Source organism: Hyphomonas atlantica corrig., assembly GCF_017795365.1.
Lineage (GTDB): Bacteria > Pseudomonadota > Alphaproteobacteria > Caulobacterales > Hyphomonadaceae > Hyphomonas > Hyphomonas atlantica.
In genome coordinates this window covers 2,156,538-2,171,564 of record NZ_CP051254.1, presented here as the reverse complement: position 1 = coordinate 2,171,564, position 15,027 = coordinate 2,156,538, and the positions used below count along the sequence as shown (strand labels likewise).

Annotated in this window: 11 protein-coding genes and 1 pseudogene; 10 read left to right on the top strand and 2 right to left on the bottom strand. The window is 58.5% G+C overall.

Going from position 1 to position 15,027, the window contains the following annotated elements; all coding sequences use genetic code 11:
- Positions 1 to 39 precede the first annotated feature (39 nt).
- Positions 40 to 864, top strand: a complete 825-nt coding sequence (locus HF931_RS10570; RefSeq protein WP_084391401.1) for a DNA -binding domain-containing protein — start codon at positions 40 to 42, stop codon at positions 862 to 864.
- A gap of 241 nt (positions 865 to 1,105) precedes the next feature.
- On the opposite strand, the gene HF931_RS10565 is transcribed toward HF931_RS10570, so the two are convergent.
- On the bottom strand, positions 1,106 to 1,537 hold the full coding sequence (locus HF931_RS10565) for a GNAT family acetyltransferase (protein WP_084391416.1): 432 nt from the start codon (positions 1,535 to 1,537) through the stop codon (positions 1,106 to 1,108).
- Between the two features lie 287 nt (positions 1,538 to 1,824).
- Between HF931_RS10565 and HF931_RS17215 the strand changes: the two are divergent.
- The 9 genes and pseudogenes from HF931_RS17215 to HF931_RS10520 form a co-directional block, all read left to right on the top strand.
- A pseudogene (locus tag HF931_RS17215) lies at positions 1,825 to 2,040 on the top strand (antirestriction protein ArdA); the annotation flags it as partial.
- A 528-nt stretch (positions 2,041 to 2,568) separates the two neighbouring features.
- Positions 2,569 to 4,299 carry a group II intron reverse transcriptase/maturase gene (gene ltrA / locus HF931_RS10555; RefSeq protein WP_273239838.1) on the top strand — a complete coding sequence of 577 codons (1,731 nt, stop codon included), beginning with the start codon at positions 2,569 to 2,571 and terminating at the stop codon, positions 4,297 to 4,299.
- A gap of 3 nt (positions 4,300 to 4,302) precedes the next feature.
- Positions 4,303 to 4,719 (top strand): antirestriction protein ArdA, encoded by a 417-nt coding sequence (locus tag HF931_RS10550; protein ID WP_273240055.1) that lies wholly within the window; start codon positions 4,303 to 4,305, stop codon positions 4,717 to 4,719.
- A 5-nt stretch (positions 4,720 to 4,724) separates the two neighbouring features.
- Positions 4,725 to 5,198 (top strand): hypothetical protein, encoded by a 474-nt coding sequence (locus tag HF931_RS10545; RefSeq protein WP_084391399.1) that lies wholly within the window; start codon positions 4,725 to 4,727, stop codon positions 5,196 to 5,198.
- Positions 5,195 to 7,216 (top strand): ParB/RepB/Spo0J family partition protein, encoded by a 2,022-nt coding sequence (locus HF931_RS10540; RefSeq protein WP_273240051.1) that lies wholly within the window; start codon positions 5,195 to 5,197, stop codon positions 7,214 to 7,216. The genes HF931_RS10545 and HF931_RS10540 overlap by 4 nt, the downstream gene beginning before the upstream one ends.
- Positions 7,217 to 7,674: 458 nt before the next feature.
- Positions 7,675 to 7,998, top strand: coding sequence for a DUF736 domain-containing protein (locus HF931_RS10535; protein WP_013301513.1), 324 nt, complete (start codon positions 7,675 to 7,677; stop codon positions 7,996 to 7,998).
- A gap of 240 nt (positions 7,999 to 8,238) precedes the next feature.
- Complete coding sequence (locus HF931_RS10530) at positions 8,239 to 8,493, top strand: helix-turn-helix transcriptional regulator (protein WP_013301514.1); 255 nt, start codon at positions 8,239 to 8,241, stop codon at positions 8,491 to 8,493.
- Positions 8,483 to 9,178 (top strand): S26 family signal peptidase, encoded by a 696-nt coding sequence (locus HF931_RS10525; protein ID WP_273240048.1) that lies wholly within the window; start codon positions 8,483 to 8,485, stop codon positions 9,176 to 9,178. The genes HF931_RS10530 and HF931_RS10525 overlap by 11 nt, the downstream gene beginning before the upstream one ends.
- Entirely contained in the window at positions 9,175 to 11,112 is a 1,938-nt protein-coding gene (locus HF931_RS10520; protein WP_273240046.1) for a DUF3363 domain-containing protein, read from the top strand. Before HF931_RS10525 ends, HF931_RS10520 begins: the two co-directional genes overlap by 4 nt.
- Positions 11,113 to 11,220: 108 nt before the next feature.
- Here the strand turns inward: HF931_RS10520 and HF931_RS10515 are convergent, their stop codons facing one another.
- The gene (locus HF931_RS10515) at positions 11,221 to 14,943 is read right to left on the bottom strand and encodes a hypothetical protein (RefSeq protein ID WP_273240045.1); all 3,723 of its coding nucleotides are present in this window, start codon (positions 14,941 to 14,943) and stop codon (positions 11,221 to 11,223) included.
- Positions 14,944 to 15,027 lie beyond the last annotated feature (84 nt).

Genomic DNA, 15,027 nt, shown 5'->3' with positions numbered 1-15,027 from the left:
CACCTCTTTTGCAGCACCCGCTTGTGAAGGAGGCACCTGATGAGTCCCGCCGACACACCCTCGGTCCGTATTGATCTGGATGACTACGCCTATACTTGCCGACTCTCCAGAAGTCGCTGGGCTTGGGAATTTCTTCGGCGAAATAGCGAATTCAGGCAAGCCGCCCTGCGGGCTGGCGACTCACAGATATCTGAAAAGCCAGCCTGTCACGGCATCCGGCTGCTCCGGCCGCTATGCGACCAGATCGACGCTGAGAAATTCGGCTTGGTTTTTTTTCCCGACATAGACGCGAATGGCTACGAGGCCGACGTCTTCTGGATCCCTGCCCTCTATGCTCGCGCCCTGACCATGCAGGTCGTACCGCGTCATCCGAGCGAGCGCGACGATATTTTCGATCAGACGATCAATGTGTGTGAAGTCACCCACCTCACAGATCGCGTCGGCCGGGAATACCTGATGATCCGTGGGCACGGCCACAGCATCCAAGTCGCTTGTTCTGGTCTGTCACTACTCAGCGTCGAACCCGTCCGCATGAAACTGATCATCGATAATGTGTCGAGCATGGACGAAACACTTAAAGTCATCGGCAAGGCTCAGCGTATTCTTGGCAAGGACGATCCGAGTTTCAACGACACCTGGACACGCTCATCGCTTGCGTTTCGCAATGCGCTCATTGCGCTCGATGCGCATGAGACCGGTCTAACTTATTTTGAAACCGCTGCCATCATCTATGGCGAGGATCGCGCCACCGAAGCCTGGCAGAGCCCCAGCCGGGCCATGAAAGACGAAATGCGCCGCGCCCTCGTGCGAGGACGTGAACTCCGGGATGGCGGATACAGGGACCTCCTGACTGCACAGACCTGAGCAGATCCAATTTGGCATCAGACCTTGATCCGGCGATCACCCCTCGCTGACGCGAGGGGGCTGTTTCGCGGGCGGCACGCCGCCAGCGGCCCGGCTCGTCTCCGGACCTCTGGTCTGCCCTTCCGGGCAGCCCAGCGGCATGCGGGTGTCTCGCCGGTGATCGCGCCAGCCTGCGCTTCCCACTGACAAGCAGAGGGGTCGGAGGCTGCTCGGCCTGCATGAGCATTATGAGGCCGCTGGCTCAGGGGGCGTTCGGGTCGTTCAGCCATTTCCCGAATACGGTCACATCCTGGGCTTCATAACCGAGCGCCCCGTAGAAGGCTTCGGCATCGGCATTGCCGATGCGGACCATCAACTGGACTTTTCCGACATTCCGGCTTGCGAGCCACAGCTCGGCTTCGGCCATCATTTCGCGGCCATGACCATGACCCTGTCGCTCCGGTTCGACGGCGAGATAGTAGATCCATCCCCGGTGCCCGTCATGCCCGACCATAACTGACGCGATCAGATCATCCTCCCTGTAACCCACCATCAGCGTCGCTTCGCGGCTACGCACACACAGATCGATATCGGCCGACGGATCGTTCCACGGCCGCGTCAGGGCGCAGCGTTCCCATAGCGCAATCACAGCGTCGCGGTCCTGCTCGCGATAGGTGCGGATGTGTAGGCTCATATAGTCTGTCTTGCGGGATTCGGCTCGGTTGGCGCGTCCCGCGGCCTGCAACCGTCCGCCCGGCGTCCAGGACAATCTCCCTCTCAGACGGAGGTGGGCGGACGACCGGTCTGCCCGGACCCGCCGCTTGCGCAAGGCGACGGGACTGAAGGCGTCTTGAAGCGGTCTCAGCGTCCTACCTTTCCGCCTTGCCCAACCGGCTAACAGGTCCGGCCTGCCGGCCTTCTCGCCGCCCACCCCCGCCTGATGCGGGAGGGACATTTGGGCGGGGAGACGAGACTGACGCCATGACCACACCGCAACCTTCAGCCCCCCTTGCGGCAGACGCTGCACCCACATCTCCAGACCGGCCCCGTATCTATGTGGCCTGCCTTGCCGCCTACAATAATGGCTGCCTGCACGGGCGCTGGATCGACGCGACGACACCTGATGAGGTGATGGCCGAGGTTCGCGCCATGTTGGTGACGTCGCCGCTGCCGGACGCCGAAGAGTGGGCGATCCATGGTGCGACCAGAAAGTCGCATCTGTTGAGTGAGGCAGGGATGCCTCTGGTCGAGCCTTCTCGACCATTTCTAGCCGGAGCGTGCGAGCTGGGTAACCGGCTGGTGCGAAGCCTCCGGAAACGAGCGGGGAGCTGGCAGCCACACGCCGGTGAACCGCCCAAGGAGAAGACCGGTATGGTGAACGAAAGTGAATCTGTGTTGATGCGTCGTTACCCATCAGTCCCCCGGAAGTGGCTTTTACGGGGAGCAAGGGAATGGGCTGGGGGCACGTGGATCCCTCAGTCGGAAGGTCGATATTCCCCGGCGTATAGCAGGCACCTAACCCGGTCGCATCTCACAGATGCGGAACTGAGTAACCCCGATGAGGTCCGGTCGCTGGCAACAGCATTCGGTAAGCGGCTCGCAAGAGCCGCCCAACTCCTCAGCGGGTGTAGGAAGTTATCAGAAGCAAATGCCGCCAGCCGAAAGGCACGGGGAATACATAACCCGGCGGATAGGGCCATGCCCAACCTGAAAGGGTGCTGACAGATGACTGGTGAGTCCCCCGTAATCTCATGGAACAGCAACCGAACCGTTCGTGAAAAGATGGACGGGCCGCAAGGCCTGATCGTAAGCGGCGGAACTGTTCAATGGCAGACCATTGACTGGCCTGCCGCCTATCGAACCGTCAGGACGCTGCGCCGGAGAATCTATCGGGCGACTGAAATGCGGGACTGGAAGACGGTTCGCTCGTTGCAAAAGCTGATGCTGCGCAGCCGGGCGAACCTGCTCGTTTCCATCCGAAGGGTCAGCCAGATCAATCGCGGGAAAGCCTCTCCCGGTGTCGATGCGCGAACCGCACTGACGCCGACCGAGCGGGCCGACCTTGCGAACCAGCTGGGGAACCTCAAGGCATGGGAGCCGCTTCCAGCCCGGAGGGTGTATATCCCTAAAGCGAGCGGTAAGAAGCGGCCGCTCGGAATCCCGTCCCTCATCGACCGGTGCCAGCAGGCCATTGTGCTCAATGCACTTGAGCCCTGTTGGGAAGCGCAGTTCGAGGGGACAAGCTACGGGTTCCGGCCCGGTCGTAGCGTCCATGACGCCATCGAGCGGATATATCTGGCAACGAAATCCGGGTCCAAACGGGTCTGGGTTCTTGATGCCGATATCAAAGGCTGCTTCGACAATATCGACCACGACGCCCTGATGGAGGCCATCGGCAACTTCCCCGCAAGGGGAATGATCCGCCGTTGGCTGAAGGCAGGCTATGTGGAAGATGGCGTGTTCCACGCCACCGAGCAGGGCACACCGCAAGGCGGGGTCATCAGTCCCCTACTTGCGAACATCGCCCTGCATGGAATGGAAGAAGCGCTGGGCATTGAGTATCGCGGAGGCACGAGCGCCTCATACGTGAAACCTCACTGCCCTGTCTTTGTGCGGTATGCTGATGACTTCGTCGTCATCTGCCACACCGAGACGCAAGCGCTTGAGGCCAGGACACGGGTTGCGGCCTTTCTCGCCGGGCGCGGTCTTTACCTCTCCGAGGAGAAGACCAGCATCCGGCACATACGGGAAGGCTTCGACTTCCTCGGCTTCAATGTCCGTTCCTACAAGGTGGCAGACCGCGCCGCTGGCACGAAGACCCTGATCAAACCTTCCAAGGACGCCGTCAAAGCGTTCAGGAAGAAGCTCAGGGACCTGTTCCGCGCCCATGTCGGTTCGGATCAGGGGCAGCTGCTTGCAGCTGCCAATCCGGTGATACGTGGATGGTGCAATTACTACCGCTACAGTGTCGCCGGGAAAATCTTCTCGGGGATCGAACACTATGTCCATGTCCGGCAACGTCGCTGGTGCCACCGTGCCCATGCGAGGAAGCTGAAACACTGGTGGATGCGGAAATACTTCGGGCGGCACTATAACTGCCCGAACTTCAGCTACACCTTTATGGACAAGCAGTCTGGTGCGTTCATGATCCATCCAGCCGCGATCAAAATCGTGCGCTGGACGATGGTGAAGCACCGCAACTCTCCCGACGATCCGTCTCTCGCCGACTACTGGCGAAACCGGACCCGCCGGATGGGAGGGACTGACCTCACGCGCAGTTGGCAGAAGGTTGCGCAGCGGCAACGGCACACGTGCCCGACCTGCCGCGAGAGCCTCTACAATGGCGAAACCATCCGCATGTCTCATGTGGATGGGGACAGGACGAACGGTTCCTACCGGAACCTGCGACTTGTCCACGCCGACTGCCGCCGCGCGGCACAACAGGGACTTGCTTGAGCCGTGTGCGGGGAAACTTGCAAGCACGGTTCTGAGGGGACGGGTCGGCGGCAACGCCGACCTGTTACCCGACACTATGAAGGCTTCGAAGGCGCGCAGCTTTCCGAATATGCGAGCTTCGGGACAGTCTGTAATCTGGCCGATTTTATTGCCGAACATGGCAGGCTCGGCGCGCTGGTCCATCGCCATTTTGGCGACGACCTTGAGCAGGCCGTGGCGGCTTTCGACGATTACGCAGGCTGCTTTTCGAGCCGGGCAGACTTCGCCGAAGAACTCCACCGCGACACCGGGACGGAAATCCCCGCAGCCCTCGAATACTATATCGACTGGTCAGCGCTCGCCCGCGACATGGAGCTGAATGGCGACATCATGGTGTTCGAGACAGGGTTCGAAGACGTTCACGTTTTCTGGACGCGTTGAACGCCATGACCTTCACCCAGCACTTCAACACCTACGCCTGCGAAGGCGATACGATCAGCTGCGAAGCCGAGGGCTTCACGGTCACGGCCCGGATTGTTGCCGACGATTGCCCCGACGCGCCGGACCAGCGGCAGGACGGATTCTGGCCCTCGCTCTACAAGGACGCGCCCGGTTTTATTGGGCCGGGAAACGGATTCCGCCAGCGCTTCGCCGAGGCGCAGGCCAAGGCCGAAGCCGTGATGGAAGCATGGCGCAAGGGCGAGTGGTTCTATTGCGGGATCGTGCTTTCGGTCGAGCGCGACGGAATCGAACTGGATCACCACGCCGCCAGCCTCTGGGGCGTCGAGTGTAATTATCCCGGCACGGACAATTGCTACCTCACCACTGTTGCGAACGAGCTGTTATCCGAGGCGCTGGACGCAGGCCGCGCCGCTGCGGCCCGGCTTGCTGCGACCGTGACGGGCTGGGCTTCGACATGAGCGTTGCCCGCACCGTCACTGAATTGCTTGGCCCAAGGCCGCGCATGACGCTCGTCATTGCCGAGGCCCAGGTCGCCGAAATCTGGGTCGAGGGCCGCGCGCCCCTGATCACGATCCGCGACTATGACTGGGGCGAGACCGACCCAGAAGCCTGCCGCGACAGCGAGGGCTTTCCCTTCACCAAGATCAACTGGAGAGGCCCTGCATGGGCGCTGGGTCTCTCGCTTCACCCGCCAGAAAAGGAGACCCCCATGGCACAGCCCGACCTTAGACACATCCCGCTCGACGAGCTTCGGATTTCAAAACTCAATATGCGTCATGGACGAAAGAAACCGGACGTGTCCGACATCCTGCCATCAATCCGCGAGAGCGGTTTGCGGCAGACTTTGCTGGTCCGCCGCGAGGGCAAGTATTATGGCGTCATCGCCGGACGCCGCCGCTTCTTCGCGTTGAAAGAAATCGCCAAGGAGACAGGCGAGACGCCGCTGGTCCCCTGCGCGATCATGACCGAGAAGGATGCGGCGTCCGCGATTGCCGCCTCCGTCATCGAGAATGTCGGACGCCTGCCAGCGACAGAAATGGAGCAATATGAAGCGTTCAAACGGCTGCATGAGGAAGGCAAGGCAGTGGAGGATATCGCCGCCTTCTTCGGCGTGACCGAGCTTATGGTGCGGCGTGTGCTCGCGCTTGCTTCGCTCGCCGAGCCGATCCGCAAGCTCTACGCCGAGGACGAGCTGGACCGTGAAACGATCCGCGCGCTGACGCTCGCCACGCCCGACCAGCAGGCCGAATGGCTTCGCCTCTTCGAGAGCGAAACCGAACGCGCCCCGATGGGCCGGTCGTGCAAGGCATGGATAACGGGCGGGACCACGATCACCACCGACAAGGCCTTGTTCGATCTTGATGCCTATGAAGGACAGGTCACTGCCGACCTCTTTGGCGAGCATGGCGTCTTTGCGGATGCGGATCAGTTCTGGCAGGCACAATCCGCCACGATTGCCGAGCGGGTCGAGGCCTACAAGGAAGACGGCTGGAGCGATGTCATCTGCCTTGAGCGCGGGGCGTATTTCCACCGCTGGGAATATGTCCAGTGCGCCAAGGAAGATGGCGGGAAGGTCTTCATCGAAATCCGCCATGACGGGACGGTCCAGCTCCACGAGGGACAGCTGACCTCCGCCGAGGCCCGTAAGCGGCAACAGGGTTCGAAAGGTGACAGCGACGCCGTTCCGGCAGCCGTTCGGCCAGAAATGTCCGGCCCGCTTGCGGAATACATCCTGCTTCATCGCCACGCTGCTGCTCAGGCGAGTTTGGCCACATCACCCGCGATTGCTCTCCGCTTGATGGTCGCGCATGCGATGGCGGGGAGCGCGCTCTGGGACGTGCGTCCTCACGAGCTTCGCGTCCGGAAAGATGAGACGCAAGCGAGCGTCGAAGGCTCGGCATCTGTGGCTGCACTCGCCGAAAAGAAGGTTCAGACTGACGCCCTGTTCAAGGCGCTGAACGTCAATCCGGCCCTTCGCCGGAACGGCGACGACTACCGCGTGTGCGAGCTTTTCACTGCGCTGCTCGCCATGTCGAATGAAGAAGTCCTGACGGTTCTGGCAAGTGTCATGGCCCGGGCGCTCGAGGCCGGGAATGGCATTGTCGAAGCCGTCCTGCATGTCTGCGGCACCGACCTTTCGGCGGCGTGGAAGCCCGACGATGTGTTCTTCGATCTCACGAAGGACAAGCGCGCCATCAATGCGATGATCGGAGATATTGCGACCCTGTCGCTCGCGGAATCGTGCCGCGCCGAGACGGGCAAGGCGCAGAAACAGGAGCTTGCGAACCGGATCAGCGGGGAGGGTTGCGAGGCCAATCCTGACTGGCGACCGGGCTGGATGCAGGTGCCACCGACCCGCCTTGTCGACGGGGCCGGATCACCGCCCGCCGATGCGTGGACACGGATTGCGAGCCTGTTCGAAGCGGGGGCGGAAAACGCGTCCGATGAGACGCCTGAGCATCAGGACGCTGCCTGAATAATCGTCTCCTGTTCAGCCAGCTTGAGGAGCCGCCCGGTGCCTGTCACCGGGCGGCTTTCCGCTTTCTGAGGCTGGGGATTGTGGCTCCGATACCTGGGCGACCCATGAAAATGCCTTCAAAAAAAATCGCGCGTCTTGAGGTCTCGATGGACAATCGAGACGCGTGTGATGAGGGGTCTGATTTCTTCCCGAAAAGCGTGTCACTGACCCCTTGTTTCCGTCTTTGCCTTGAAGACCTGGACGCGGACTGAGCGGCCATGAAACCGCCTGCGGCGAAGAAATTTCCCCGCCGCTTTGCGGCTCCTCGCGCAGCAAATTTCATCGCCCCAGGCGGTGCTCCGCATGCGCTTCGCCCCTATCGGGTTCTAGCCGCTCAGCCCCCGTCCGGGCGGTCCGGCGTCGACGGGGACAAGGGGTCCCCGGGAGACACGCCAAGGAAAGAAAAGGAGACCCCTATGGCAAACGCACTCGGATATGTCAGCGAGACCAAGTCCGGCTTTGAAGGCACCCTCGCAATGATGAACCTCTCTGCCGCAATCCGCATCGAGAAGAATGCAGAAAAGACCGAAGAAGGACATCCGGACTACCGCATCTATGCCGGTGAAACCTCGACCGAAATCGGCGGCGGCTGGATGCGCAAGTCGAAGGCATCGGGACGCGACTATGTCTCGCTGACGCTGGCAGACCCGCAGATCGGACCGCGCCGGATTTTCGCAAACCTCGCCCCGGTCAAGGGCAAGAAAGGTCGGCACGTCATTCTCTGGAACGCGCGCGACTAGGGTAGATCACAGCCTTGCCAAGCCGCTCCGGAGACACCTCCGGAGCGGTCTTCTTTCATGCCGAAAGGGTCTGCAACGAAGGTGCTGATACGCCTATCAGCGCTGCATTCTAACGTGAGGGTTCTTTGGGGATTCAAGGGTGTCGCGAGCGTGTGGTGCAAGTTAGACACTCTTAATCTGAGGATGAGTTGGCAGTCTGTCAGGGCTTCGAGTTGCGTAGAGGAAAGGAGAAGCAACGCTATGACAGAGACAAATAGAAGTGGAGAGGAGCTTCGACCCAAATCAAACCTCCCAACCCCGACCGAATGGATGAACACGGATGAAACCGCTGACCATCTCGGCCTCAAACCGAAGACCCTGGTCAATATGCGTTCGCTGGGAACAGGCCCGGTTTATCACAAGATCGGCGCCAAGGTCTGGTATCGCGGCAAGGACATCATCGCTTACACCAATGGACGTAGGTTCATGGGGACAGGCCTTCGCGATGAGTCGTAGAATCGCGTTGTTAGGCATGGGATGCGGGCTAGGCCTCATGGTCTCCGCCAGCATTATCAACCGGTCCGACTTCATCTGGAACCGGACGGAAAGCATGCCCAAGGGCCTTTACTTTGTTGACCGGTCGGCGCGAATTTCGACAGGCGATCTGGTAGCGTTTGCGCCCTCGGATGAGGTTCGACATTGGCTGAACGATGAGGGAATTGTTGGCTCCGACTGGCCCTTGTTGAAGCATGTTGCGGGCCTATCCGGTGACGAGATTTGCAGATGCGATACGCAGGTCTCCATCAACGGGATCACATCTGTTGATGCGCTCAAAGTAACCGAGTCCGGCAGCGCCCTTCCCGTCTGGCAGGGCTGTCAGACCCTCAAAGCCGGCGACGTTTTCCTGCTCAACTCTCATCCCCTGTCAGTCGATGGACGATACTTCGGCGTTCAGGACGGCGCGCGCATCATTGGCGTCGCCAGGTCCATATGGACTTATGGCAACCGGTCGGCTGAGGATCAGGCGACCGTCAAAGCGATAGATAGCGGGACGGGAATGGCTTCTGTGTCCCGGAGGGCAAGATTAAGGGAGTGTCACCCAGCGACACATAACCCATTGTCTGCACATCCTTTTTCATGTGACCCGGCGCCGGAAGCCGGGTGCTCGGATTTGCAATCCGCTGCACGCTTGGAGCCGTGAGCGACGATTTCGACTTCGTTCCCCGCCTTGGGAAGATCAGGTCGAAGGGTAAGGCAAAGACCCAGCTGAAGCGGCTGAAACGCGTCGTCGCGAAAGGGCGGCTCTCGACGCGCGGCCGCAGTTCTCTGCCGCCTGGCGCTGTGCGTCATGCTGGGCGTGGAAAAGTACAGGCCGCCCTTGCCCGGCACTGGTCCAACCAGCGGGCCCGGCGCGTTGTCGTCAAGGTCCATATTGCGCGGGCGGGTCCAACGGGCGCGGCGAGTTTTGCAAAGCATGTCGCCTACATCCACCGCGAAGGCGCAGGGCGCGAGGGTGAGCGTGGAAAACTCTATGACCGGAGCGTCGATGAAGCGGATGCAAAGGCGTTCAATGAACGCGCTGATGAGGACCGGCGGCAGTTCAGGCTGATCGTCTCGCCGGAAGACGCAGATCAGATGAAAGATCTGACGCAGTTCACGCGGGAGTTCATGAACCAGGTTGAGAAGGATCTCGGCCGCCGGCTCGACTGGGTCGCGGCCAATCATCACGACACCGCGCAGCCGCATGTCCATATCGTGATCCGGGGCGGGACTACGCGGAATGGTGAGCTGCTGATCGACCGCAAATACATCACGCAGGGATTTCGGGCGCTGGCGCAGGAGCTGGTGACGCTCGAACTTGGCCAGAGGCGGCTTCGGGAGATGGCTGCGGCGAGGTCGAACGAGGCCGAGCGTGAGGCCCTGACGGCGATCGATCATGACATAGCTCGGTCGCTGGGCGATGGACGTTACACGCCAGAGAGTGAACGGGGCGGATTGTCGAGGTTCGATAGCGCTGTCGTCAGGCGCCGTCTGAGGTTCCTCCAAAACCTCGATCTCGCAATGCGGCAGGAGGATGGTCGCTGGGCGTTGAAAGAGGGTTGGCAGGAGACGCTGCGGGCGCTGGGCAGACGTGGGGACATTATTCGATCTCTTGCCAACCTTGAAGGCAGGAAGATTGATGCGTCGCGTCTGCATGCCCTGCCCCGTGATTTCGGATCGGGGGGTGAAATCCTGGGGCGGCTGGCCGCCACCTTGCCGGGTGATGAATTGCGGAATGGAACCACGGCACTGATCGAAGGGCTCGATGGGCGGGTCTGGTCAATCGAAATGACAGAGCAGGAAGCGGCTGAGTTGCCGAAGCTAGGCGGGATTGTTTCGGTGGGACGAAAGGCAGTGGAGCCGAAGCCTGCGGACCGGACGATTGCAGCGATCGCTGAGCGAAACGACGGGGTTTATTCGGAGGAGATGCATCAAGCGGTCGATCCATCAAGTTCGCCAGCGTTCCGGCTGGCTCACAAGCGTCGGCTAGAGGCGCTGAGAAGGCTAGGTGTTGTTGATAGAAATACCGATGGAAGCTGGACGGTCCCCAGACACTTCGAGGAGCTTGCGTTGCGGGCCGATACCAGAAAGCAAGGCCTGGCTGTCGATGTTCGGTCCTGGTTACCGATTGAAGCGCTTGTTGAACGACATGCAGAGACGTGGCTGGATCGGATCGATCATAGCGATCTTAATTACTCCCGCGGCGATTTAGCGGGTGAACTAAGGGAATCCCTGCGAACACGGAGTGCATGGCTTCAGCGAGAGGGGTTCGAGTTGGATCAGGACAAACGGCTAACCACTGAGGCGCTTGCGCGGCTGCGGCGAGTGGAGTTTGATTCGGCGGTTCGGCAAGAATCAGTGCGGACTGGACGATCATTTGTAGCGCTTGAGAATATAGGTGGTTTTTCGGGAAGCTACTTGCGAGACATCGAGCTCGCGCAAGGCCGCTTTGCGGTGGTTGAGAACCGAAACGGCTTTGTGTTGGTGAAAGAATCTGCGCGCAGTACAAATTTTCGCGGACGAGAGGTGGTGCTCACCCGATCAACGCACTCAATTCAATGGAAGCTAGTCAAGTCCAGATTCGTCAGCTTGTAGATTTTGTTGGACGTCAACTGCATCAATCGCACGCGCCTTTGATCGGTGCAGATACATCCAGAGGAACGAATCTTTGCGTGGGTGGAATGCTAAACGAAAAAATCTATTTCACTCCCCACCGATCTCAATGCCGAGATCATCGGCCAGCAGAGTCAGCGTGATAACGAGATCATGCTCTGCTGCATCCGTTAGGTCGCCTGCCAGTCCACCCAATAGCTCACGCGCATGCGAAACCGCATTTCCGTCTTCGTCCGTCAGCTTCTTGTGAAGTTTCACCAACTCGGCGTGAGCAAGTTCAGCTCCTTCGCTCCCATTGTCGGCTCCTTCTTCCAAACGAGCCAGGGCCGATTGGGCTTCATGCAACCAAAAATTCAATTGATTAATTTCGATCTCTAGGAGTTCCTTATCAATAAGCAGATCTTGGGTGGCGTAGAGCTGAAGCATGGCATTTTTTGCCAATCTGAAATCATCAAGCGATCGTGATCGAGCAAGCGTTGAACCTTCAAGGCCACGCTCCCAATTCGTCTGGAATTCTTCATCGGGCAGAGGAGGGAAATTTCGAACAATACGCATCGCTAACTGAGGAAGAATGCGCCCTTTGATAGAAGGCGCTATGACGCAGACGCCATCGGCGAATTCCTCAATTTTCTCCAATGACCGATCGATCCAGTGAAAGAAGTCGATCAAAGAGTCTGAAGGACGAATGATGCACACATCGCAAAGCGGCCAGATCAGCAAATCGGATTTGGCCGCAGGTTTGATAAACAGCTCTGCGCCTAGATTTTCTCTCGCCTTGCGTTTCAGGTTCGCTTGATCAATTGCCTCCTTTTTACGCAGGCGATGTTCGAGGCGTTTCAGCCCAACGCCTTTTGTGAGCGAGACCTTAGGTTCGATAATTCCGCTTGTTTCCGAAAGAGTATGTCGTCCTGCGGCAAGAAGGGCGGGGCGAAAGGCTTTAAGCGTTGACGCGATTTGCTCCACTGCAGTCGGCGCGGTGTTGAAGAAGCGCCATTTTTGATCAGCCTTCACAGTTTCACTGGCCTTGAGAATGTCTGCGGCTAGAAGCGCAAGTTGGAACCCAGTCTTTTTTCCCTCCATCAGCTCGGTGATGAATTGAGAAAGATTCGAAACGTAGGTGCCGATCGGATCGGAAATGTCCGCGCCGATCGGGTCTCCAAGCTGCTCTTCAGGTGCAGCGAGAGGAAGTGATGGAAGAAGACGATCCAACACCGACAAGGCTTGAACTTCCCGCAATTGTTCCGGCTTGAATGTTCGCCGCCGACAAACATGGTCTATGGCATTGGCAAGCATTCCAGCGGCCTTTTCAATAGAGAAGGCATAACGTTCAAGAACTTCCGTATACGTTTCAGCACCACGGCCTTGTCCTACGGCGTGGATCATCATGCGGTTCCAGGCGGTTTCAGCCCTGCTATGAACAGCCGACCTCGGTAGCCGCTTTTGAGTTGGCGTATAGTTATTGATCGTCAGGCCTTCGCCTGAGGCCTGTACGGCGACAGCGTTTACCTGTTCCGCTTTTGGACAAAGTTGCAAAGCGATGCTCGCATAAGCGCAGACACGTTCTTCCAAATTTTCATCCAAATGTGTCTCAACCGAAAGCATGTTCGCTGTAACTTCCACTGCGCCAGCGTCCGTCATCTCTAGCACCGGGAGAAGCGCCCAAGGCGTTTCACAGGCAAACCTGTTCAGAAGTTCATCGGAACCTCCCAACTGATCAGCGGCGCGTTCTCCCAAGGACAATTGCGCTTCGCTCAAGATGGCTATCAGTTCTGCGATTTCCTTGATCGGCCCGTCTCGCATCGCTTCAATCAGTGCGTCAAGTGCGGGTTCTGGAAGGCGCTTCAGAGGGGCCCCGTGCAAAGCCGTAGCTAGACGTATTGCCTCTCCAGTGCTTGCGCATTTATGAAAAATGTTCTCGATAGTATCCGTCGACAGGGCATCAAATAGTTTAAGTCTGTGGTCTGCCTCACGCAGCTTTTTGAAACGGGCATGGAATTCTTGTAACGGCTTGAAGACCGCCGACGTCCCGAGCGTCTCCGCCAGGCTGTCTTTCATTACAAGAAGGCAGAGGATAAATTCGCGGTGGCTGAAGTTCAGATCTTCGGCAACCTCATGGAATGTGTCTGCGTCTCTAAGAATGGTGCGCAGTCTTAAAGCTTCGAAGCCTTCAATGATGACATCCAGTCTCGGCTCGTCAGACAGCCTTTGGACAACGGCTTGCAGAGCCGCCTCGTCGGAAAGAGTGCCCTCTCGCCCCATCACCGTCAGGTAGCGCCTGAGGTCTTCTGGTATGATGGCTCCTGCTGCGCGGAAGATTATCTGATCTCCGGCGAGTGATAGACGATCAAGGCAAATTTCGAGGATGGCGTCTGAGCGCAATTCATGAAGACCACGAATGGTCTGATCACTGCTTGGTCCGACAAGGTGTTCATTTTTGAGTCTCTGGTTCGCGCGCGCAAAAGTAAAGCGATCCATCTTCAATTCGAGAAGCAATCGGTCGATGGACACGCCAGCGCCACACTTTCCAGCCGCGGATATCAGCGGCAGTAGCTGCAATTCGTCGTCGCGGTGCTCTTTGAGACGGCGATCGATCTGATCAGCGATCAATTCCTTAAGGTGCTGACCTTGCGTAACAATGTGCACATATTCGAGAAGAAGACCTCGAGACTTCTCAAAGGCTTCGCGCCAGTGCGCAATCTTGGAATGGGCTTGCTCATGCAGCTTTTCCCAAAGGGCTTCAGCAAGCCCCTCAGTCAGCGCCGGCCGAAGGACAGACAGTTGATGTCGGTCATCAATGAGATAGAGGTCCTCTTCTCGAACCGTGCCAAGACATTTGACGCCGGGTGTCAGGCGCGCCTGCTCGCGCAACCAATCCCACGCTTTGCTTCCTCGCTTTCCAACATCGTCAATGTAGGCAATCACTGGTCTTTCTGGACTTGGTGCCAGCTTTAGAAAGAAGGTCTTCAGGCTTGATGGTTCGATTCCGTCAATGTTTGATATCTCGACGAGACGCGCCGCATGACGCAATTCAAACGCGGCAAGATATGCGAGTGCACTTTTGCCGGAACCAGAGGGACCACAAATCATCGCATTGTCATGCCTCAGCAGCGTACCGAGTACGCTGTCAACATCGTCCTCTCGCGGCAATGCAAGGCCAGCGGCAACGTGTCCTGGCCTTGTCGACTTGCCGAGATAAAAGTCAGGATCGGGATCAGCGACACTGAAATCGATGAAATTGACCGCACCAGATAGGACGGCCGCATCAACCGTATCTGTATCCAGGATCGCAAGGAGGGCGTCCAAGCAGTTTTGTACACTCGCCAATGTTAGAGACGATCTTGTCTCAAACGCCAATCTCGCGTTTGCTGACGCTGCTTCCCCTACTCGGCTGACCAGTTCGGTTATGCACACTGAAGCAGATAGTCTATTGATGTCCCTCTCAGCGCAAAGCTCGTCAATCGCGACATTAATCGGGTTCGGAAGTATCAACAGGCGCGTCCGACCGAGACGTTCGACAAGTGCGGGCCGCATTTCGGTGCTGGTGGTCTCGGCGAGTTCTTGCTGCAATTTGGCACTAAGTGCCCCAGGTTGGGTTGAACTGCTGTCATGTACTGAGAAAGGACGATCCAGAACAATCCAGCGAGTATCGGAGTCAGCGCCTGGGCCTCCAATAATGACATCGGCAATCTCTTTCGGTCGAAAGCTGGCATAAGGGCCAATCTTCGACTTCACTTGGACCCAGGTCGTCTGCGATCCACCTTCCAGCGCGAAATCATCAAGCGATTCAGGGGTAAGCGAGCCAGCCGCAATCATTCCATCCCAACACCGAAGTGCCAGGAGAGCGCCAACACTGTCCTGAAATCGAAATCCGTATCCCGCTCGCGCTCCGGCGCGCGA